Here is a 19,226-nt window from a genome sequence, read left to right as displayed (position 1 = left end):
CGCAACGCCTTTCTCTGTTGGCGTCTGAAAGTTCCGACAGTTCGGTTTTCATGGTTGACTGGTCCTCATGATCGAGCTGAGGGGATTGACCAAGGTTTACGGACCGACGAAAGCGGTGGACGATTTGTCGTTCACGGTCAAGCCGGGCATCGTGACGGGCTTTCTGGGCCCGAACGGTGCTGGTAAGTCGACGACGATGCGGATGATCCTGGGTTTGGATCAGCCGACGTCGGGTGCGGCGTTGATCGAGGGCAAGCCGTACCGCGAGCTCAAGACGCCGTTGCGGACGGTGGGTGCGTTGTTGGATGCGAAGTGGGTGCACCCCAATCGCAGTGCGCGTGCGCATCTGCAGTGGATGGCTGCTTCGAACGGGATCCCGAAGTCCCGCGTGGACGAGGTGCTCGGGTTGGTCGGGTTGTCCGAGGTGGCGGGCAAGAAGGCCGGCGGGTTCTCGCTCGGTATGTCGCAGCGTCTGGGGTTGGCGGGTGCGTTGTTGGGGGATCCGAAGGTGTTGTTGTTCGACGAGCCGGTCAACGGTCTCGATCCGGAGGGCATCGTCTGGATTCGTAAGTTCATGCAGCGGTTGGCGGCCGAGGGCCGCACGGTGCTGGTGTCGAGTCACCTCCTGTCGGAGATGGCGCTCACGGCGGAGCAGTTGGTGGTGATCGGTCGGGGTCGGTTGATTTCGGATTCGACGGTCGCGGAGTTCGTGGATCGTTCGTCGGAGTCGACGGTGCGCGTGCGCAGCCCACAGCTCGATGCGTTGCGCAGTGTGTTGCTCTCGCAGGGGTTGACGGTGCGTGAGGACGGTTCCGGTGTTGCCCCGGCTTTGGTGGTGGTGGATTCGACCACCGATGTGATCGGTGGTTTGGCTGGTTCGCAGGGGATCGTGTTGTACGAGTTGGCTTCTCAGCAGGGGTCGCTCGAGGATGCGTTCATGAAGTTGACCGGGGACGATGTCCAGTACCACGCATCCGGTATCGATCCGGGTGTCGGTGCACACCATGCAAATACGCAGCAGGCAAACACGCAGCAGGCAAACACGCAGCAGGCAAACACGCAGCAGGCAAACACGCAGCAGGCTATGGGAGGTGCACTGTAATGGCTGTTCTCAGTGCTGAACGTATCAAGATCACCACGACCAAGTCGCCGCTGTGGTGCACGATCATCATCATCGTGCTCGGGTTGGGACTCGCTACCGTTTTCGGACTGAGCGCCAAGTCGTCGCTCAGCAACCCCAACGGTGCAATGATGCCGACAGTGTCGGGGGCACTCAGTGGAGTGACCGGCTTCGGTGTGTTGGTTCTGATGATCATGGCGGCCCTCGCGATCACCAGCGAATATCGTTTCGGGACAATCCGAACCACATTCCAGGCAGTTCCGAACCGCGCCTCGGTGCTCGTCGCCAAAGCGGGCCTCATCGGTGGGTTCGGAGCGGTGCTGACTCTCGTGTTGTCGTTCGGCGCCTTCGCCCTCACGAAGGCCACGGCAGGTGACGCCGGAAGATTCTTGACTCTGTCCGGCGACGAGAACTGGCGGGTCGTCTACGGAACACCGATCTACGCGTTCTTCTGCGTAGTTCTAGCCGTAGGAGTGGGCGCGTTGCTCCGGCAGTCTGCAGGTGCGATCGCGCTTCTGCTGTTGTGGCCCTTGCTGATCGAGAATCTTTTCAACCTGTTCGGAAGTATCGGCGAGAAGATCATGCCGTTCCTGCCGTTCATGAACGCCAACAATTTTCTCGGTTCCAGCGGTGGCGTCGATTTCCACTGGGGACCATGGGGCAGCCTGATCTACTTCGCCCTCTTCGTGCTCGTCGTATTCGGTCTCAGCATCGTCGTCGTGAACAGGCGGGATGCATAGGCACACGGATCAGACGGGCTGATTCTGCTTACGCCAACGGGCGTTCAGGAAACCCAATGCCGCGATCACGAGGAACAACACGGTGGTCGAGATCAACTGTGCACGGGCATCGGCGTCGAAGAGCATGAGGACGACGAACACACCGAGCATCGCGAGTGTCGCGTAGCTCAGATACGGGAACAGCCACATCCGAACCGTCAGCTTGCCCGACGCTTCGAGTTGTTTACGCAGTCGCAGATGCGAGACGACGATGAAGATCCAGATGACCAGCAGCGCAGCGCCGACTGCGTTGAGCAGGATGCCGAGCAGGTCGTCGGGGAGCAGCCAGTTGAGCAGGACGCTGACGAAGCCGAAGAACACCGACAGCAGAACGGCATTGGTCGGAACTCCGGTGCTCGACAATTTCGCCATGAAGGCGGGTCCGTCGCCGCGGCGCGAAAGTGAGAACGCCATGCGAGAGGTGCCGTAGATGTTGGCGTTGAAGGCGGAAAGCAACGCCACCACTACGACGAGTTCCATGAACCCGGCAACGCCTGGAATGTTCGCCTTGTTCAGGACGGCCACAAACGGGCCGCTCTCGAGTTCGGGGTCGTTCCAGGGCAGCACCAGAACCATGATCGAGATGGCGCCGATGTAGAAGACGCTGATGCGCCACACGACGCTCCGGACAGCGACGGCGATGGAGCGTTCCGGATTCTCGGATTCGGCTGCGGCGATGGTGACGATCTCGATCCCACCGAAGGCGAATGCCACGACGAGAAGTCCTGCGGCAATGCCGGACAATCCATTGGGCATGAAGCCGCCCTGCCCGAACAGATTGCTCGTACCGACCGGATCGGTATCGGGGAGGATGCCGAACACCAGCAGGACACCGATGATCAGGAAGCCGATGATGACGGTGACTTTGATTGCGGCGAACCAGAACTCGAACTCACCGAAGTTGCTGACTTTCGCCAGGTTCACCACGGCGAAGAACACCACGAAAACCAGGGCGACAACCCATTGCGGGATCGACGGCACCCAGTCGTTCACGATCGCCGAAGCCCCGGTGATCTCGGCGCCCAGCACCATGATCAGCATGAACCAGTAGAGCCAGCCCATCACGAAGCCGGCCCACTCGCCGATCCCCAGGCGCGCGTAGTGAGAGAAGGAACCGCTGGCCGGGATCGCGGCGCCCATCTCGCCGAGCATGCGCATCACGAACACCACGACGGCGCCCGCAAGGATGTAGGAGATCAGGACGGCCGGCCCGGCCTTGGCGATACCGACGCCGGTTCCGAGGAACAGGCCGGCGCCGATGGCCGAGCCCAGGCCCATCATCGTCAGATGGCGGACCTTGAGACCGTGGCCGAGAGCAGTGGTTGTTCCGTCGGAGACGTCGGTGCTACTCATCAGTCGTTAGCGTGCAAGGCAGCGTTCAGTTCGACGCCGGTGCCCTTCCACGGCACGACCTCGACGGCACCCGAGACCGAGTTACGACGGAAGAGAAGGTTCGACTTGCCGCTCAGTTCCTTGGCCTTGACGACGGTTCCGTCCGGGCCGGTGACCTTGGTGCCGGCGGTGACGTAGAGGCCCGCTTCGAGGACGCAGTCGTCGCCGAGCGAAATGCCGAGGCCGGCGTTTGCACCGAGGAGGCAGCGCTTGCCGAGGGAGATCGTTTCCTTGCCTCCACCGGAGAGGGTGCCCATGATCGAGGCGCCGCCGCCCACATCGGATCCGTCGTCGACGACGACGCCCGCGGAGATGCGGCCTTCGACCATCGAGTTGCCGAGGGTGCCGGCGTTGAAGTTGACGAAGCCCTCGTGCATGACGGTCGTTCCGCTGGCGAGGTGTGCACCGAGTCGGACACGGTCCGCGTCACCGATGCGGACTCCGGACGGCACGACGTAGTCGACCATGCGGGGGAACTTGTCGACGCTGAACACGGTCACGACGCCGCGGATGCGCAGACGCGAGCGAACCTGCTCGAAACCTTCGACGGCGCACGGGCCGAAGTTGGTCCACACGACGTTGCTGAGCAGGCCGAACTGGCCGTCGAGGTTGACACCGTGGGGTGCGACGAGACGGTGCGAGAGGAGATGGAGGCGCAGGTAGACGTCATGTGCGTCGACCGGCGCCTTGGAGAGATCGGCGATGGTGGTGCGCACGACGACCTGCGATACCTCGCGAGCGTCATCAGTGCCTGCCAGCAGTGCAAGATCGGAAGGAATATCTGTTCCCTCGACGTTCTCGGTACCGGTCTTGTCGAATGTTCCCAGCTCCGGTGCCGGGAACCAGGTGTCGAGGACGGTTCCGTCCGCGGTCACGTTGGCGATACCTACTGCTGTTGCTCCCTGTGCGCTCACGGGACTAGAGATTACTGGGTGGTGGGTGCACCGGCCTAGGCTGGTGCGTGTGAGCATCCTCGATCTTGCTTCGGACCCCATCGACTTGACGGCCGCCCTGGTCGACATCCCCAGCGTCTCGCACGACGAATCCGTCATTGCGCAGGCTGTCGAGGATGCGCTGCGTGAGCAGACTTCGGGCTTCGAGATCATCCGCAACGGCAATGCCGTGTTGGCGCGTACGTCGCGTGGTTTGCCCAGTCGGGTCATGCTCGCCGGACATCTGGATACGGTGCCGATCGCGGACAACGTTCCTTCGCGGCGTGACGGCGACATCCTGCACGGCTGCGGGACCGTGGACATGAAGTCGGGCGACGCGGTCTTCCTACACCTTGCGGCCACCATCGAGAACCTGGCCCACGATCTGACCCTCGTCTTCTACGACTGCGAAGAGATCGCCGCAACGTACAACGGCCTGGGACGGATCGAACGCGAGATCCCGCAATGGCTCGCGGCGGACGTCGCAATTCTCGGTGAGCCGACGGCCGGTTTCATCGAGGCCGGGTGTCAGGGCACGATGCGGGTGCGGTTGACGGCTTCGGGAACTCGCGCCCATTCGGCCAGGTCCTGGCTGGGGGACAATGCCATTCACAAGTTCGGCGGAGCGTTGGAGCGGTTGTCGAGTTACCAGCCGCGCTCGGTCGACATCGACGGTTGCGGCTACCGCGAGGGCTTGTCGGCGGTGCGGATCTCCGGTGGCGTCGCCGGAAACGTCGTCCCGGACGAAGCCGAGATGGACGTCAACTTCCGATTCGCGCCCGATCGCAGCGAGGTACAAGCCGAGGCGCACGTGCGCGAAGTGTTCGACGGTCTGGGCCTCGGATTCGAGGTCACCGACTCCTCGCCTGGCGCGCTGCCCGGCTTGGCGAACCCGTCCGCTGCCGCCCTGATCGAGGCGGCCGGTGGTCAGTTCCGTGCGAAGTACGGGTGGACCGACGTGTCCAGGTTCTCGGCGCTCGGCATTCCTGCCGTGAACTACGGACCGGGTGATCCGAACCTCGCGCACAAGCGCGACGAGCACGTTCCGGTGCAGCAGATCACCGACGTCGCGGCCGTGCTGAGGAAGTATCTGTCGGCCTGACCGTTAGCCTTGCCGCATGGCACCAGAGAAGAATTCGGCTTCGAAGAAGCAGAGCTCGTCGATCAAGCACCGCGGGCCGGTTCAGCTTCGACGCAAGCGCAAGGACGAGAAGACCACGACGGATCAGCGCTTGCTCGACAAGCGCGGACCCACGGATTGGGTACACACCGATCCGTGGCGTGTGCTGCGTATCCAGAGCGAATTCATCGAAGGTTTCGGCGCACTCGCCGAGGTCCCGCGTGCGGTGACGGTGTTCGGTTCGGCCCGCACCACGGTCGATCATCCCGAGTACCAATCCGGGCGCGAGCTGGGAACGGCGTTGGCCGAGGCCGGGTACGCCGTCATCACCGGTGGTGGGCCAGGGGTGATGGAAGCTGCCAACCGCGGTTGCAGCGAGGCCGGCGGATACTCGATCGGCCTCGGCATCGAGTTGCCGTTCGAGCAGGGACTCAACGAGTGGGTGGATCTCGGAATCAACTTCCGGTACTTCTTCGCACGCAAGACGATGTTCGTGAAGTACTCCCAGGCATTCATCTGCCTGCCCGGCGGCTTCGGAACACTCGACGAGCTGTTCGAGGCACTCACCCTGGTCCAGACCCACAAGGTCACGCGCTTCCCGATCGTCCTGTTCGGTACCGAGTACTGGTCCGGACTCGTCGACTGGATTCGCGGCACCCTCGAGCGGGACGGCAAGATTTCCGAAGGTGACGTGAATCTGCTGCACGTCACCGACAGCGTGGAAGAAGCAGTACGAATCGTCCTCAACGCCGACAAGGGCGTCGACGAGGCCGCAGATCTGGGGAAAGAAGAAGAATGGTGACCGATTCCGACAAAAAGTACTCGATCTGCGTCTACTGCGCGTCGGGGCCGGTGGACGAATCGTTCCTGGCGTTGGCTGCCGAGGTGGGAACCGCGATCGGTCGACGCGGATGGCAGTTGGTCTCGGGCGGTGGCAACGTGTCGATGATGGGCGCTGTCGCCGAGTCCGCTCGCGCGGCGGGTGCCTGGACCGTCGGCGTCATCCCGAAAGCCTTGGTGCACAAGGAAGTTGCCGACGTTGACGCCGACGAACTGATCGTCACGGACACCATGCGCGAACGCAAGAAGCTGATGGAAGACCACGCCGACGCGTTCATCACGCTGCCCGGCGGAATCGGGACGCTGGAAGAGTTGTTCGAGACGTGGACAGCCGGCTACCTGGGAATGCACGAGAAACCTGTCGTGATGCTCGATCCCGTCGGCCATTTCACCGGCCTGCTCGAGTGGTTGAACAAGCTCGACGGGACCGGCTTCGTCGGGCGTCAGGCGCTGGACACTCTGCTGGTGAGGACGGACGTCGAGGCCGCGCTCGACGCGTGCGTCAAATCCTGATCAGACGCGTGCGTGAAACCCTGACCTGGGGCATGGCGGGCTTTATTACCGTGCAGTAAGGTGGCCGCAGACTGGGCGGCCGAATGGGCGCCGGATACGTGTTAGGGGAGCCATGAGTTCGGAAGCCCGTTCGACCGTCGGCCTGCTCGATCTGGCGGCAAAACTGCCGTCGATGATCACCGAGGTGCCGATCCTGGCGCGGGGGGCCGCCGGGCTCACCCGTAAGCCTTCGGCCAAGGAATCGATCGGGTTGATCTTCCAGAAGGCCGCGCACGCGCACCCGTCGCGCCCGTTCATCCGGTTCGAGGGCCACGCGACCAGTTACGCGGAAGCCAACGAACTGGTGAACCGCTACGCGGACGTTCTCCGCGGCCGAGGAGTCGACCGCGGAGACGTCGTCGGAGTGCTGGCAAAGAACACTCCCGAAGCGCTGCTGATCGCCTTGGCCGCGGTAAAACTCGGCGCGGCAGCGGGCATGCTGAACTACAACCAGCGCGACGACGTTCTGGCACACAGCCTTACGCTTCTCGATGCGCGCGTCCTGGTGGTCGCCGACGAGTGCGAAGAAGCCCTCGAATCGTTGCCCGCCGGATTTAGCGGACCGAACCAACTTCTCGTCAGCGAACTCGCGGATCTGGCGAAGACGGCTGATCCGTCCAACCCCGCGGTCACCGCCGAGGTGCTGGCAAAGGAGAAGGCGTTCTACATCTTCACCTCGGGCACCACCGGAATGCCCAAGGCCAGCTTGATGACTCACTTCCGTTGGTTGAAGTCGATGTCGGGGCTCGGGTTGATGGGCGTGCGCTTGCGCGGCTCGGACACCCTGTACTGCTGCCTGCCGCTCTACCACAACAACGCGTTGACGGTCTCGCTGTCCTCGGTGCTCGCGTCCGGTGCGACAATCGCGATCGGACGTCAGTTCTCGGCCTCGCGGTTCTGGGACGACATCGCACTCAACAAGGCGACCGCGTTCACCTACATCGGCGAACTGTGCCGCTATCTGCTCAACCAGCCGGTCAAGCCGACCGACAGCGACAATGCTGTTCGGCTGATGGTGGGTAACGGTCTGCGCCCTGAGATCTGGGCCGAATTCACCCAGCGGTTCGGCATACCCCGCGTCGCCGAGTTCTACGGTGCGAGCGAATGCAACATTGCGTTCGTCAACGCACTCAACGTCGACAAGACGGCCGGCATCTGCCCGTTGCCGCACGCCGTCGTGGAGTTCGACGAGGACACCGGAAAAGCGTTGCGTGGAGCCGACGGTCGACTCCGCAAGGTTTCCACGGGTCAGGTCGGACTCCTGCTGTCGAAGGTCACCGACCGGGCGCCTTTCGACGGTTACACCGACGAAGCGGCGAGCAACAGCAAACTGGTACGCGGCGGATTCAAGGACGACGACACCTGGTTCGACACCGGAGACCTGGTGCGCAAGCAGGGATGGGGCCACGTCGCCTTCGTCGACCGTCTAGGCGACACCTTCCGTTGGAAGGGAGAGAACGTCGCCACCACGGAGGTCGAGGGCGCGCTGAGTTCGCACCCGGCCGTCGAGGAAGCAGTTGTCTACGGCGTCGAGATTCCGGGCACCGACGGTCGCGCGGGCATGGCGGCAGTCAAGCTGCGGGACGGTCAAAGCTTGGAGGGAAGTGAAGTCGCGGCACACCTCTACGGCAAGCTCCCCAACTACGCGGTCCCGCTGTTCATCCGCATCGTCGACTCACTCGAACACACCAGCACTTTCAAGTCGCGCAAGGTGGAATTGCGCAACGAGGGTTACGACGTCGGCGCCGACACTCTGCACGTTCTCGAAGGCCGCGAGGGTGGTTACGTGGACTCGTACGACGAATACGTCGGAAAGGTCGCGGCGGGCTCGGTACCCAAGGGCTAGACCGAGTTCCGTCATGCCAGTATGAGTGGCATGTCTTCACTCCCCGGTTCTACCGCGCAGCCAGGTCCGGCGCCCACCCTGTGTGGGCGTCCGGTCGCGGTCGACCGTGCACTGGTGATGGCCATCGTCAACCGCACTCCCGATTCCTTCTACGACCAAGGCGCGACGTTCTCGGATTCGGCAGCGATGGCTGCCGTCGACAGGGCCGTCGACGAGGGCGCCGATCTGGTGGACATCGGGGGAGTGAAAGCTGGGCCCGGTGACCTCGTCGACGCCGACGAAGAGGTCAGGCGAGTCGTTCCGTTCGTCGCCGCGATCAGAGCCAAGTACCCCGAGCTGATCATCAGCGTCGACACCTGGCGGAGCGGCGTCGCGCGGTTGGCACGCGTCGAAGGCGCCGACCTGATCAACGACACGTGGGCGGGTGCGGATCCCGACCTCGTCCTGGTTGCTGCCGATACTGGTGCCGGGATCGTCTGCTCGCACACGGGTGGCGCGGTTCCGCGCACCCGCCCGCATCGTGTCCGCTACGACGACGTCGTCGCAGATGTGGTCACCGAGGTCGTGTCGGCGGCAGAGCGCGCCCTGGCACTCGGGGTTCCGCGTGACGCGATCCTGATCGATCCCACCCACGATTTCGGTAAGAACACCTTCCACGGGCTCGAGTTGTTGCGGAAAGTGGACGTTCTTGTAAACACCGGGTGGCCAGTGCTGATGGCGCTGAGCAATAAGGACTTCATCGGGGAGACTCTTGGTGTGGAGCTTTCCGAGAGGTTGGAGGGAACATTGGCAGCGACAGCAATGGCCGCGGCGGGCGGCGCCCGGGTGTTCCGTGTTCACGAGGTGGCGTCCACCCGTCGAGTAGTCGACATGGTGGCCGCGATCCAGGGACGCCGTGCCCCGGTACGTACGGTTCGAGGTCTGGCATGAGCATCACCGGTGCGGGCCCGACCCGCGTATGGGCAGACGCCAACAGTTGGGACCATCCGAGTTGGACGGTCGCCGAGCTCGAACGGGCGAAGGGTGGCCGAACCGTCTCGGTGGTGTTGCCCGCACTCAACGAAGAGGACACCGTTGCCGCGGTGGTCGACACCATTCATCCGTTGCTCGGTGGCCTGGTCGACGAGTTGATCGTTCTCGATTCCGGTTCGACCGACAGAACCGCCGAGCGTGCTCGCGCTGCTGGAGCAACGGTGATCAGTCGTGAGAGCGCGGTCCCGTCCATCCCGCCGACTGCGGGCAAAGGTGAGGTGCTCTGGCGTTCGGTCGCCGCAACGACCGGCGATCTGATCGCATTCGTCGATTCCGATCTCATCAATCCCGATCCGGCGTTCGTGCCCAAACTGCTGGGGCCACTGCTCACGGTTGACGGCATCCATCTGGTGAAGGGCTACTACCGCCGTCCGCTGCGCGTGAGCGGCACGGAGGACGCCAACGGCGGCGGGCGAGTCACGGAATTGGTTGCGCGGCCCATGTTGGCCGCGCTGCGGCCGGAACTCACGTCGGTACTGCAACCGCTTGGCGGTGAATACGCGGGCACCCGTGAGCTGCTGTCCGCTGTCCCGTTTGCGCCCGGCTACGGCGTCGAGATCGGCCTTCTGCTCGACACGTACGACACGTTGGGGCTGGCGGCGATCGGTCAGGTCAATCTCGGTGTGCGCAAGCATCGCAACCGGCCGCTCGCCGACCTCGGTGTGATGAGCCGGCAGATCATCGGAACGATGCTCCGGCGGTGCGGGATCGAGGATTCGGGTGCCGGGTTGACCCAATTCCTGGTCGACGGCGATTCTTTCGTGCCCGAGACCACCGAGGTTTCGCTACTCGATCGACCCCCGATGAATTCGATAGTGCGCACCGCGGGGGTCTGACCGCTCACACTCGGGTATGGGAGTATCGGTCCATGATGACGATCCTCCTGTACCTGATTGTCATGGCACTGGTCGGCGCGATGATCTTCCTCGCCGCCAGTGCTGTGTTCGGGCGCTCGGAAGAGCTGTCGCCGCTGCCTCCTGGCACGACGGCGACCGTACTCCCGGCAGAGGACGTCACCGGGGCGGATGTCGACGCGCTGCGTTTTCAGCAGGTGCTGCGTGGCTACAAGGCGAGTGAAGTGGATTGGGCCCTGCATCGCCTCGGGTTGGAAATCGATTCTCTGCGTGCACAACTGGGCCGTGACGAGCGGTCTGAGGTCCTGGTGAAAGCGGATGCTCCGGCCAAGGCCGAAGCATCGCAGGAGGAGCCTGAGACCGTATCCGAATCGAAGGATTCCCAGGGCTGATGGCCGACGGACTCGTTCGGTGCGGCTGGGTGGTCGAGACGCCCGGCGACACGCTCTACCGCGACTATCACGACGAGGAGTGGGGGCGTCCGCTGCACGGGCGCGACGAACTGTTCGAACGACTCGCCCTCGAAGCATTCCAATCGGGACTTTCGTGGATCACGATTCTGCGCAAACGCGAGGCGTTCCGCGAAGCCTTCGACGGGTTCGATCCGGACAAGGTCGCAGCGTACGGAGTTGCGGATGTCGAGAGATTGCTCTCCGATGCCGCGATCGTCCGCAATCGTGCGAAGATCGAGGCGACGATTTCCAACGCCCGAGTGCTCGTGAATTCGCCCGATCTGGACCTCGATTCGTTACTCTGGTCGTTCTCGCCGCCTCGACGCACCAGAAGACTGACATCAATTGCAGAGGTTCCCGCGGTCACTCCCGAGTCGACTGCCATGGCTAAGGAACTCAAGCGGCGCGGGTTCAAGTTTGTGGGTCCTACCACGGCTTATGCGCTCATGCAGGCCACCGGAATGGTCGATGATCACGTGGCTGATTGCTGGGTTCCGGCGCAGGTGTGACGGACGACTGAACACCCCTAAATGTGACTCAGATTCCCGGTTCCCGCATCCATAGGGAACAATGGAGGGTACGAGCCTCGCTGATTGTTGGCGGGGCGCACCGTTAGTCGAGGCGCAGAGCAATGCAGCGCAGATCTGGAGGGAGCAGAGGATGGCGGCCATGAAGCCCCGGACCGGGGACGGTCCCCTCGAAGCAACCAAAGAGGGACGAGGAATCGTCATGCGGGTTCCACTCGAGGGTGGCGGACGCCTCGTCGTCGAGCTGACCCCGGATGAAGCTGCAGCGCTCGGTGTGGAACTCACGAACGTCACCAGCTAGTCGGGTCCAGGTTGTAGCAGTACGAACAACAGCACGTGATTGCACGCAGGCTCCGTATCCGTTTCGGTACGGGGCCTGAAGTGTGTGCGCACCGCCGGTAGCCGAAAGGACGGATCAATGCTTGCCGCCGTGATCGATCTTCTGTCCTGCCCGCAGTGTGCTGCTGATCTGGAATTGGTGGACGGCGCCGCCGAGTGCGACCGCGGACATCGATTCGATATCGCTCGCCAGGGTTACGTGAGCCTGATCAGTGGCGGTGCCACGAAGTTCACCGGCGACAGTGCCGAGATGATTGCCGCGCGTGCACGATTGCTCGGCGCCGGCCACTTCGGCCCGCTGATGGATGCCGTCACCCGGGCCTGCGCGACGACGGCGGGGTCGGACCCCGCGCGGATCGTCGAAATCGGCGCAGGCACAGGACAATACCTCGCACACGTCGTGGATTCGCTGCCTGATTCTCGGGCGATAGCGTTGGACGTGTCCAAGTTCGCTGCCCGGCGTGCCGCGAAGGTCCACGAAAGAATCGGTTCGATCGTCGCAGACGTCTGGCAACCACTACCCATTCGCGACGGAGCGCTCTCTCACGTGCTCTGTGTGTTCGCTCCTCGTAACGGTCCGCAGTCCCATCGAGTTCTCGCCGAAGACGGAGTTCTGGTGGTCCTGACGCCCACCGACAGGCATCTGCGCGAGCTGATCGACATTCTCGCGATGGTCCGGGTCGACGACCGCAAAGTGGAACGTCTCGAATCGTCGATGGCCGGATACTTCGAGCGTGTGAGTAGCGACGAGGTCGAGTTCACGATGTCACTCTCACACCAGGACGTCCTCGACTTGGTGGGGATGGGACCGTCGGCGAGACACCTGACGCCCGCCGATCTGGCTGCCGCCGTGGCGAAGCTGCCGCAGCCGAGCACCGTCACCGCGTCGGCGACGGTCTCGACCTATCGCAAGATCTGACGCGGATCAGCGTCTCGTGACGGCGTCCGCGTAGACCTCGAGCGTCTGCTTGGCGATTTCGGCCCAGGAGAACTCGTCGATCGCACGGATCCTGCCCGCACGACCCATCGCGTCGGCGCCTTCTCGGTCGGCGACAACGGCATTGACGGTGGCCGCGAGCGATTCCTCGAATGCGTTCGGCTCGTAGGCGTTGTAGTGCACGAGTCGACCGGTGACGCCGTCGGCGACCACCTCGGGGATGCCGCCGACGTCGGAAGCGACCACGGCGGTCTCACACGCCATGGCTTCGAGATTGACGATCCCGAGGGGTTCGTACACCGAAGGGCAGACGAATACCGTTGCTGCCGAGAGTATTTCCCTGATCTGCTCGGTCGGAAGCATCTCGCGCACCCAGTAGACATTGCCCCGGTGCCGGGCGAGTTCGGCCACCGCCTTCTCCGTCTCGGCGGCGATCTCCGGCGTATCGGGAGCGCCGGCGCACAGCACGAGCTGAATCTCCGGGTCGAAGTGGTGGGCTGCCGCGACGAGGTGCCCGACGCCCTTCTGCCTCGTGATGCGTCCGACAAAGGCCACGATGGGTTTCGCCGGGTCGACGCCGATCGACGCGAGTGCGGACTGTGCTCCCGGCGCAGATCCCCCGGGATGCCATACCTCGGTGTCGATTCCGTTGCGCACTACGTGAACGCGACTCGGATCGACAGCGGGATACGCGTCGAGGACGTCGAGTCGCATACCGGAACTGACGGCGATGATCGCGTCTGCGTGCTCGACGGCGTTGCGTTCGGACCACGACGAGATCCGATAGCCGCCGCCTAGCTGTTCGGCCTTCCACGGGCGTCTGGGCTCGAGTGAGTGCGCGGTGAGGATGTGCGGCACGTCGTAGAGAGCCGACGCGAGATGCCCGGCCAGTCCGGTGTACCAGGTGTGGGAGTGGACGATGTCGACACCGGCCGCGGCGTCCGCCATGCGCAGTTCGGTGGAGAGCGTCGTCAGGGCCGGGTTGGATCCGGCGAGAGCGGGATCGGGAGAGTGGACGATCGCGCCTTCGCGCGGGGCGCCCATGCAGTGCACGTCGACCTCGCACAGCCGTTTCATCCGAGCGACGAGCTCGGTTACGTGTACTCCTGCGCCGCCGTAGATCTCCGGCGGGTATTCCTTGGTCATCATCGCGACTCGCACGCGCTAAACCTAACCGCCCGTGGTCGATCCGGCTACCGATCACGTTATCCCCGGCCGTTCGGAGGGGGACACGATCGGACCTCTCGGACTGCTTCGCTAGCGGGAGTTCACCAGTGCGGATAGGTTAGCGGTGTGAGAAGCCAGCCGCATGTGCTTGGAATCGTGCTCGCCGGGGGCGAGGGCAAACGCTTGTATCCGCTGACCGCGGACAGAGCGAAGCCCGCAGTGCCCTTCGGAGGTGCATATCGACTTATCGACTTCGTGTTGAGCAACCTTGTCAACGCGGGATATCTGCGTATTTGTGTGTTGACGCAATACAAGTCACATTCACTCGACCGCCACATTTCGCAGACGTGGCGATTGTCCGGGTTCGCGGGTGAGTACATCACCCCGGTCCCGGCCCAGCAGCGGCTCGGGCCGCGCTGGTACACCGGCAGTGCCGACGCAATCCTGCAGTCGCTCAATCTCGTTTACGACGAGGACCCCGAGTACATCGTGGTTTTCGGTGCCGACCACGTGTACCGGATGGATCCGGAACAGATGGTTCAGCACCACATCGAATCCGGGGCAGGCGTGACGGTCGCGGGTATTCGTGTACCGCGAAGTGAGGCTTTTGCTTTCGGCTGCATCGACAGTGACGAGTCCGGACGCATCACCCAGTTCCTGGAAAAGCCCGCCCATCCTCCCGGGACACCGGACGACCCCAATTCGACGTTCGCGTCCATGGGTAACTATGTGTTCACCACCAAGGTACTCGTGGACGCCATCCGCGCTGATTCAGAGAATTCCGATTCCGATCACGACATGGGCGGAGACATCATTCCCGCCTTGGTCGCCGCGGGTGAGGCGTCGGTCTACGACTTCAAGGACAACGTCGTTCCCGGCGCCACCGATCGAGACCGCGGTTACTGGCGTGACGTCGGTACCCTCGACGCCTTCTACGACGCTCACATGGACCTGGTGTCGGTGCACCCGATCTTCAATCTCTACAACCGTCGCTGGCCCATCCGCGGCGCCACCGAGAATCTCGCGCCCGCAAAGTTCGTGAAGGGCGGACTCGCGCAGGAATCGGTGGTCGGTGCTGGGTCGATCCTGTCCGCGGCGACCGTGCGCAATTCGGTACTCAGTTCCAACGTGATGATCGAGGACGGTGCGACCGTCGAGGGCAGCGTGCTGATGCCGGGTGTGCGCATCGGCAAGGGTGCCGTCGTACGGCGAGCGATCCTCGACAAGAACGTCGTCGTCGGTGACGGCGAAATCATCGGCGTCGATCTCGAACGTGACCGCGAACGATTTGCCGTCAGTCAGGGTGGCGTCGTCGCCATCGGTAAGGGCGTCTGGATCTAGAGCTTGCTCGCGCAGAGGAGGCCGTCACCGAGGGGGAGGAGGACTCGAATGAGTCGCTCGTCCTCGGTCACGGCCTTTGCCGCTTCTCGGACCGCAACCGTTGTCGCGTCGCGTGCGGAGCTGTCGGCAACGCGGCCGTCGGCCAGGGCGTTGTGCAGAACGATGACACCGCCGGAGCGCAGCAGGCGGACACCTTCGCGGACGTAGTGCGGGTGGTCGATCGCGGCGCAGTCGACGAACACCAGGTCGTAGCCGCCGTCCGCGAGCCGGGGAAGCACGTCGAGAGCCCGTCCGTTGATGAGGCGAGTGCGTGCCGGAGCGATTCCGCTTTCGCGGAAGGTCAGCTTGGCTGCTCGTTGATGTTCGGGTTCGCTGTCGATCGTGGTCAGGACGCCGTCGTCGCGCATGCCGTGCAGAAGCCACAGGCTGCTCACGCCGGCTCCGGTACCTACCTCGACGGCCGTCTTCGCGTCGAGCATTCTCGCGAACATCGCGAGGGTCGCGCCGACGGCGGGCGTCACCGGATGGGCTCCGAGATCCAGCGCTCGATCTCGCGCCGCGGTCAAAATCTCGTCCTCGGAAACTACGTCCTCGACGTGGCGGAGTATCTGTTCGGCGTGGGTCACGCTCATGAGGTTATCGGGCGGTTCGGATTGTCGCTGCAAGGCGCGCAGTCACCAGGATTCTCAGGAATCCCTCAGGCTCCTCATATGGCGTGCACACCGCGATGAGAAAAGGTGTATACATCGCCGGATCGAAGATCGCACGGCGGTATCGATTTCTACCAAGTTGGTCTTTCGCAGCTCGGTGATCGGGAACAAATCACAGCAACGGCTGGTTCTCCCGAATATCGCGCATCACGTGATTCGGACAACGCGGTGATCGAACTACGCGATCCCGAGCAGGAGGATCAACTTATTTACCAGGTCAACGACGAGCCTCGCCCTCGAGAGTCGGAAGTTTTGACGACGGAATCGGCTGTGGATTCCGAATTGATCGGCACTGCTGTGTTCGATGCAACTGGTGAGAAGTCCTCCATGCCGTCTTGGGACGAACTCGTGCGTCAGCACGGTGACCGGGTGTACCGCCTGGCCTACCGGTTGTCAGGCGATGCCCAGGACGCCGAGGACTTGACGCAGGACACCTTCATCCGGGTGTTCCGCTCGCTCTCCGATTATCAGCCCGGAACTTTCGAGGGCTGGTTGCACCGCATCACCACAAACCTGTTCCTCGACATGGTTCGCCGACGCAATCGCATCCGTATGGAAGCGCTGCCCGAGGACTACGACCGCGTTCCCTCGCCCGGTCCCGACCCCGAGCAGATCTACCACGACGCGCGCCTCGACGCAGGTCTGCAGGCCGCACTGGACTCACTCGCACCTGAATTTCGTGCCGCTGTCGTGCTCTGTGACATCGAAGGTCTGTCGTACGAGGAAATCGGTGCCACACTGGGAGTGAAGCTCGGAACGGTTCGTAGCCGTATCCATCGTGGGCGACAGGCGATTCGTGATCATCTGGCAGCGCAGCGCGCAGCCGAATCCGAACTCGTCGGTTTCTGACGGTCGGGTTCGAGCTACAGAGCGGGACGTGGTCAATCACCTGGAGGGACGAATGACGGAGGCGCGGGCACATCGCCAGTTCGGTTCGACCGAACATCTGGCCAGCGAGGCAATCGCTGCCTACGTCGACGGAGAACTCCGAATGCAGGCCTACTTGCGGGCCTCGCATCACATCTCGATCTGCGCCGAGTGCGCTGCGGCCGTCGATGCTCAGCAGCAGGCACGTGGTGCGCTGCGTCGAAGCGGCGAGATGACGATGCCGTTGTCCCTGGTGGGACTTCTCAGCCAGATTCCTTCGTGCAACAGTCCGACTACCGGGCCGAATTCGGAAAACGCCGACAGTTCCGTCGGTAATCAACCCGCCGGCTTCTCCACCATCAGCAAGAGGTTGTCCCGTCGCTGGCGCAAATGACGCCGCGCGCCAGCTTCCCGGCGCGGATCAGTGATACTGGACCATGTGACTGACGGAAAAAGGGGGCACTCCGGAGTGAGTTCGGATTCTTCGGCAAACGGTTCGGTGGACAGACCGGCAGATGCGCCGGTTCTCGACCCCCGTCCGGTCTATCGACCCCAGATCGATCCGGCCTCGCGCCAGGTGTTCGGTCGGCCGAGTGGAGTCGAGGGCTCGTTCACTCCGGTGGCCGCGCGATCGACTCCGTCCTCCGATGTCGTGATCGGGACTCCGGACCCGGTTCTGGCCGAAGCGTTCGGTCGACCCGCAGACGCCACCGAGTCGATCGGTCGCGATCCCGAGGCGACGGCGAACAACACGCCCGACGAAGAAACGCCGCGTGATCCGTGGCGCGATCCTGAATCCGCCGTCTCGCTGGGCAAGCCCGCAGAGTCCGAGGCGCCGGTGCAGTTGCCTCCCGCCCAGAAACTCGACGTGCGTGAGCTGTTGTTCGGTCGCAAGGTCGCCCCCTCGGCACTGGCCGCGCTTGCGGGCATGGCGCTTGTCATCGCTCTCGTCGGTGGATTGCTTGCCACTGTCATCACTGCCGACCGCAGTTCACTCACCAGCTCACGTGTCACGCTCGTTCAATCCGGCGGTGGGGAACAGCCGGAGTCTCAGGTGGCGAAAGTCGCCGACGCCGTACTGCCATCCGTGGTGTCGATTCAGGTCGCCGTCGGCGACCAGGGCAGCACGGGTTCCGGTGTGGTCATCGACGGCGCCGGATACATCGTCACCAACAACCACGTGATCTCCTCGGCCGTTCCGCCCGCTCAGGACGCGAAGATCCAGGTGATCTTCTCCGACGGAACCAAGACCGACGCCCAGATCGTCGGACGTGACGTCAAGACAGACCTCGCAGTGCTCAAGGTGTCGGCGAACAATCTGACGGTCGCTCAGCTCGGAAAATCCGAGGATGTTCAGGTGGGCGACGACGTCGTCGCCGTCGGCTCACCGCTCGGATTGAGCAAGACCGTCACCCGCGGAATCGTCAGTGCACTGAACCGGCCTCTGCGGTTGTCGGGTGAAGGCACCGACACCAACGCCGTCATCGACGCCGTCCAGACCGACGCGGCGATCAACCACGGCAACTCCGGTGGTGCGCTCGTCGACGACGAAGCCCGCGTCATCGGCATCAACACCGCAATGCTCAGTGAGTCCGGCGGTTCGGTCGGGCTCGGCTTCGCGATTCCGATCGACACGGTGACCGAGGTGGCGCAGACCATCATCCGTGACGGCAAGGTTCATCACCCCGACATCGGCGTGAATGCACGCACCGCGGTCAACGACGCGACCAGTGGTGCTGCGGTGGCCAACGTGCGCGACGGCAGCCCAGCGCAACGTGCGGGGATCGTCGAGGGTGACGTCATCGTCAAGGTCGGTGACCGACCGGTGACAAGCGCCGACGAATTGGTGGTTGCGGTCAACGCGACGACCGTCGACCAACCCGTCAACGTTCAGTTGATCCGCGACGGACGGCAGGTCGACATTTCGGTCACGCCGGTGTCGGACTGATCGGACCCTGCGATCTTCCTGTGAGGTTGATCCGGACATGCGCGCACCGAGCGAGCACACAGTAGGCTGACCCTGTGTTTGGCAACATCGGTTGGGGCGAGTTCATGATCCTCCTCGTAGCGGCTCTGGTCATCTTGGGACCTGAGCGGCTTCCTGGTGCGGTCTCCTGGGTCACGAAATCCCTGAGGCAGGTGCGCGAATATGCTTCGGGCGCTTCCAATCAGCTCAAGGAAGAACTGGGCACCGATTTCGAGGATCTGCGTAAACCGCTCGCAGATCTGAACAAGCTGCGCGGAATGACGCCGCGCGCTGTGATCACCCAGCACCTCCTCGACGGCGACGACTCCATCTTCACGGGCAACTTCGACAAGAAGCCGCAGAGCGGAGTGCAGGAGCCGAAGACGCTGTCGAAGGACAAGCCACTCACCGCCGGCGAACGTCCTCCTGTGGACTTCGACGCCACCTAGATTC

Annotated in this window: 21 protein-coding genes; 17 read left to right on the top strand and 4 right to left on the bottom strand. The window is 63.4% G+C overall.

Annotated features, from left to right (window positions below):
- The first annotated feature begins 67 nt into the window (after positions 1-67).
- Positions 68-1,102, top strand: a complete 1,035-nt coding sequence (locus tag AOT96_RS01055; RefSeq protein WP_065351198.1) for an ABC transporter ATP-binding protein — start codon at positions 68-70, stop codon at positions 1,100-1,102.
- Positions 1,102-1,860, top strand: coding sequence for an ABC transporter permease (locus AOT96_RS01050; protein WP_065351197.1), 759 nt, complete (start codon positions 1,102-1,104; stop codon positions 1,858-1,860). Before AOT96_RS01055 ends, AOT96_RS01050 begins: the two co-directional genes overlap by 1 nt.
- Positions 1,861-1,869: 9 nt before the next feature.
- On the opposite strand, the gene AOT96_RS01045 is transcribed toward AOT96_RS01050, so the two are convergent.
- Together AOT96_RS01045 and dapD are read right to left on the bottom strand one after the other, a co-directional pair.
- Positions 1,870-3,252, bottom strand: coding sequence for an amino acid permease (locus AOT96_RS01045; RefSeq protein WP_003945184.1), 1,383 nt, complete (start codon positions 3,250-3,252; stop codon positions 1,870-1,872).
- A complete protein-coding gene (dapD, locus tag AOT96_RS01040; protein ID WP_019749368.1) occupies positions 3,252-4,205 on the bottom strand; it encodes a 2,3,4,5-tetrahydropyridine-2,6-dicarboxylate N-succinyltransferase in 954 nt (317 codons plus the stop codon). Before dapD ends, AOT96_RS01045 begins: the two co-directional genes overlap by 1 nt.
- Before the next feature lie 49 nt (positions 4,206-4,254).
- Between dapD and dapE the strand changes: the two genes are divergently transcribed.
- From dapE to AOT96_RS00990, 10 genes are all read left to right on the top strand, one after another.
- Positions 4,255-5,325 carry a succinyl-diaminopimelate desuccinylase gene (dapE, locus tag AOT96_RS01035; RefSeq protein ID WP_030536946.1) on the top strand — a complete coding sequence of 357 codons (1,071 nt, stop codon included), beginning with the start codon at positions 4,255-4,257 and terminating at the stop codon, positions 5,323-5,325.
- A 16-nt stretch (positions 5,326-5,341) separates the two neighbouring features.
- On the top strand, positions 5,342-6,145 hold the full coding sequence (locus AOT96_RS01030) for a TIGR00730 family Rossman fold protein (protein WP_003945176.1): 804 nt from the start codon (positions 5,342-5,344) through the stop codon (positions 6,143-6,145).
- Positions 6,139-6,696: a TIGR00730 family Rossman fold protein gene (locus AOT96_RS01025; protein ID WP_003945191.1), complete on the top strand. Its 558-nt coding sequence runs from the start codon at positions 6,139-6,141 to the stop codon at positions 6,694-6,696. Before AOT96_RS01030 ends, AOT96_RS01025 begins: the two co-directional genes overlap by 7 nt.
- Positions 6,697-6,808: 112 nt before the next feature.
- On the top strand, positions 6,809-8,581 hold the full coding sequence (locus AOT96_RS01020) for a long-chain-acyl-CoA synthetase (protein WP_003945170.1): 1,773 nt from the start codon (positions 6,809-6,811) through the stop codon (positions 8,579-8,581).
- A 30-nt stretch (positions 8,582-8,611) separates the two neighbouring features.
- Positions 8,612-9,511 carry a dihydropteroate synthase gene (gene folP / locus AOT96_RS01015; RefSeq protein ID WP_065351196.1) on the top strand — a complete coding sequence of 300 codons (900 nt, stop codon included), beginning with the start codon at positions 8,612-8,614 and terminating at the stop codon, positions 9,509-9,511.
- The gene (locus AOT96_RS01010; protein ID WP_003945188.1) at positions 9,508-10,449 is read left to right on the top strand and encodes a glucosyl-3-phosphoglycerate synthase; all 942 of its coding nucleotides are present in this window, start codon (positions 9,508-9,510) and stop codon (positions 10,447-10,449) included. Before folP ends, AOT96_RS01010 begins: the two co-directional genes overlap by 4 nt.
- Positions 10,450-10,481: 32 nt before the next feature.
- Positions 10,482-10,859: a DivIVA domain-containing protein gene (locus AOT96_RS01005; RefSeq protein ID WP_065351195.1), complete on the top strand. Its 378-nt coding sequence runs from the start codon at positions 10,482-10,484 to the stop codon at positions 10,857-10,859.
- Positions 10,859-11,428 (top strand): DNA-3-methyladenine glycosylase I, encoded by a 570-nt coding sequence (locus AOT96_RS01000; RefSeq protein ID WP_003945189.1) that lies wholly within the window; start codon positions 10,859-10,861, stop codon positions 11,426-11,428. Before AOT96_RS01005 ends, AOT96_RS01000 begins: the two co-directional genes overlap by 1 nt.
- 151 nt (positions 11,429-11,579) lie before the next feature.
- Entirely contained in the window at positions 11,580-11,747 is a 168-nt protein-coding gene (locus tag AOT96_RS00995; protein WP_003945169.1) for a DUF3117 domain-containing protein, read from the top strand.
- Between the two features lie 117 nt (positions 11,748-11,864).
- Positions 11,865-12,704, top strand: a complete 840-nt coding sequence (locus AOT96_RS00990; protein WP_007736089.1) for a putative RNA methyltransferase — start codon at positions 11,865-11,867, stop codon at positions 12,702-12,704.
- A gap of 6 nt (positions 12,705-12,710) precedes the next feature.
- Here AOT96_RS00990 and glgA read toward each other — a convergent pair whose 3' ends face one another.
- Positions 12,711-13,883 carry a glycogen synthase gene (gene glgA / locus AOT96_RS00985; protein ID WP_065351194.1) on the bottom strand — a complete coding sequence of 391 codons (1,173 nt, stop codon included), beginning with the start codon at positions 13,881-13,883 and terminating at the stop codon, positions 12,711-12,713.
- 132 nt (positions 13,884-14,015) lie between these two features.
- Here glgA and glgC point away from each other — a divergent pair, with 132 nt between their 5' ends.
- Positions 14,016-15,230, top strand: a complete 1,215-nt coding sequence (glgC, locus tag AOT96_RS00980) for a glucose-1-phosphate adenylyltransferase (protein ID WP_003945185.1) — start codon at positions 14,016-14,018, stop codon at positions 15,228-15,230.
- On the opposite strand, the gene AOT96_RS00975 is transcribed toward glgC, so the two are convergent.
- Complete coding sequence (locus AOT96_RS00975; RefSeq protein WP_007736091.1) at positions 15,227-15,862, bottom strand: O-methyltransferase; 636 nt, start codon at positions 15,860-15,862, stop codon at positions 15,227-15,229. The genes glgC and AOT96_RS00975 overlap by 4 nt on opposite strands.
- Positions 15,863-16,192: 330 nt before the next feature.
- Here AOT96_RS00975 and sigE point away from each other — a divergent pair, with 330 nt between their 5' ends.
- The 4 genes from sigE to tatB all read left to right on the top strand — a co-directional run bounded on the left by sigE (position 16,193) and on the right by tatB (position 19,222).
- Positions 16,193-16,789, top strand: coding sequence for an RNA polymerase sigma factor SigE (gene sigE, locus AOT96_RS00970; RefSeq protein WP_029255812.1), 597 nt, complete (start codon positions 16,193-16,195; stop codon positions 16,787-16,789).
- Positions 16,790-16,841: 52 nt separating this feature from the next.
- Positions 16,842-17,201: a hypothetical protein gene (locus AOT96_RS00965; protein WP_003945180.1), complete on the top strand. Its 360-nt coding sequence runs from the start codon at positions 16,842-16,844 to the stop codon at positions 17,199-17,201.
- A gap of 75 nt (positions 17,202-17,276) precedes the next feature.
- Positions 17,277-18,755, top strand: coding sequence for a trypsin-like peptidase domain-containing protein (locus AOT96_RS00960; protein WP_065351193.1), 1,479 nt, complete (start codon positions 17,277-17,279; stop codon positions 18,753-18,755).
- 74 nt (positions 18,756-18,829) lie between these two features.
- Positions 18,830-19,222 carry a Sec-independent protein translocase protein TatB gene (gene tatB, locus AOT96_RS00955; RefSeq protein WP_003945177.1) on the top strand — a complete coding sequence of 131 codons (393 nt, stop codon included), beginning with the start codon at positions 18,830-18,832 and terminating at the stop codon, positions 19,220-19,222.
- The last annotated feature ends 4 nt before the right edge of the window (positions 19,223-19,226 follow it).

Origin of the sequence: Rhodococcus sp. 008 (genome assembly GCF_001682295.1) — a bacterium.
Classification (GTDB): Bacteria; Actinomycetota; Actinomycetes; order Mycobacteriales; family Mycobacteriaceae; genus Rhodococcus_F; species Rhodococcus_F qingshengii.
The sequence above is the reverse complement of the archived record's forward strand: the minus strand, read 5'-3'. Positions and strand labels throughout refer to the sequence as shown.

Coding starts and splice junctions, on each gene's coding strand:
- AOT96_RS00995 (WP_003945169.1), top strand. CDS start 11,580: ATGGCGGCCATGAAGCCCCGGACCGGGGACGGTCCCCTCGAAGCAACC.
- AOT96_RS00990 (WP_007736089.1), top strand. CDS start 11,865: ATGCTTGCCGCCGTGATCGATCTTCTGTCCTGCCCGCAGTGTGCTGCT.
- AOT96_RS01010 (WP_003945188.1), top strand. CDS start 9,508: ATGAGCATCACCGGTGCGGGCCCGACCCGCGTATGGGCAGACGCCAAC.
- AOT96_RS01025 (WP_003945191.1), top strand. CDS start 6,139: ATGGTGACCGATTCCGACAAAAAGTACTCGATCTGCGTCTACTGCGCG.
- folP (WP_065351196.1), top strand. CDS start 8,612: ATGTCTTCACTCCCCGGTTCTACCGCGCAGCCAGGTCCGGCGCCCACC.
- AOT96_RS01020 (WP_003945170.1), top strand. CDS start 6,809: ATGAGTTCGGAAGCCCGTTCGACCGTCGGCCTGCTCGATCTGGCGGCA.
- AOT96_RS00975 (WP_007736091.1), bottom strand. CDS start 15,862: ATGAGCGTGACCCACGCCGAACAGATACTCCGCCACGTCGAGGACGTA.
- AOT96_RS01005 (WP_065351195.1), top strand. CDS start 10,482: ATGATGACGATCCTCCTGTACCTGATTGTCATGGCACTGGTCGGCGCG.
- AOT96_RS01050 (WP_065351197.1), top strand. CDS start 1,102: ATGGCTGTTCTCAGTGCTGAACGTATCAAGATCACCACGACCAAGTCG.
- AOT96_RS01055 (WP_065351198.1), top strand. CDS start 68: ATGATCGAGCTGAGGGGATTGACCAAGGTTTACGGACCGACGAAAGCG.
- AOT96_RS00965 (WP_003945180.1), top strand. CDS start 16,842: ATGACGGAGGCGCGGGCACATCGCCAGTTCGGTTCGACCGAACATCTG.
- AOT96_RS01045 (WP_003945184.1), bottom strand. CDS start 3,252: ATGAGTAGCACCGACGTCTCCGACGGAACAACCACTGCTCTCGGCCAC.
- AOT96_RS01000 (WP_003945189.1), top strand. CDS start 10,859: ATGGCCGACGGACTCGTTCGGTGCGGCTGGGTGGTCGAGACGCCCGGC.
- AOT96_RS01030 (WP_003945176.1), top strand. CDS start 5,342: ATGGCACCAGAGAAGAATTCGGCTTCGAAGAAGCAGAGCTCGTCGATC.